The organism is Bacillus sp. mrc49, from assembly GCF_002803435.1.
On the sequence record NZ_PHNG01000496.1, the window covers coordinates 1 to 1,270 of the forward strand.

The window sequence follows — 1,270 nt, forward strand, 5'->3', positions numbered from 1 at the left end:
CGGTCGCTCGCTTTCCGCGGGCGGTCCGGGAAGCCTCCTCGGCGCTTGCGCCTGCGGTGTCTGCCCAGGACTCGCACTGCCGCAGGAGTCTCGCGCCCTCCGTTCCATTTCACTGTGCTTGAAAATAAAAGGAGACTACAATACCCATTGTTTTGGAGGATTTGAACATTGTCCGTTACATTGCACTGCGGTCGCTCGCTTTCCGCGGGCGGTCCGGGAAGCCTCCTCGGCGCTTGCGCCTGCGGTGTCTGCCCAGGACTCGCACTGCCGCAGGAGTCTCGCGCCCTCCGTTCCATTTCACTGTGCTTGAAAATAAAAGGAGACTACAATACCCATTGTTTTGGAGGATTTGAACATTGTCCGTTACATTGCACTCAGTGTGAAAATAAAGGGTAGCATCCAGGTTCCTGTGAGTTGGAATTCTGAACTTAGGCCGTAAAAGGATTATGTATCATGGTTAAGTTTTATAATTTCATTCACATTTATGATGGAGCGGCATAATGTAAAGGTAAGGTCATATCATTTGTTATTTCCATGATGACACGGCGGCATAGCCAAGTGGTAAGGCACAGGTCTGCAAAACCTCTATCATCGGTTCGATCCCGATTGCCGCCTTAAAAAGACATCTCCTATCGTTCTGGAGATGTCTTTTACTTTTTATTGTTTTCTACTTCCAACTTAGGAAGGTGTGAAAAATATCGCTTAGAAGATACGCGTCCTACGGAGACCTGGCTTGCGTAATTGACCGAAGATCGGACCGCCTCTGGAAAGCTTAGTGCGTTAAGCGGAATAAGACGGACAATGTGCAAATCCTCCAAATGATGAGGAATGGAAATCTTAATTCGTTTTCACACTGAGTGGAACGGAACGGAAGGTGCGAGATTTCTACGGGAATACGTGTCCAAGGGAGACTTCACAGGCGTAATTGACCGAAGATCGGACCGCCTCTGGAAAGCTTAGTGCGTTCAACGGAATAAGACGGACAATGTGCAAATCCTCCAAATGATGAGGAATGGAAATCTTATTTAGTTTTCACGCGGAGTGGAATGAAACGGAAGGTGCGAGACTCCTGCGGGAAATGCGGTCAAGGTGAGACCCGCAGGCGCATGCGCCGAGGAGGCTCGCCGACCGCCCGCGGAAAGCGAGCACCTGCAGTGCAATGAAACGGTCTTAGGTATAAACCAGCCTAAACTGTGGGCACTCGGAATTCCATATTCTTGTTCACGCAGAGATAATCGAAACGTAAAGCGAGTGCCGAAGCAGCGATTAA

Annotated in this window: 1 tRNA gene; it reads left to right on the plus strand. The window is 49.6% G+C overall.

The features are described 5' to 3' along the window. Positions 1-544 precede the first annotated feature (544 nt). A tRNA-Cys gene (locus tag CVN76_RS04750) sits at positions 545-615 on the plus strand. Positions 616-1,270 lie beyond the last annotated feature (655 nt).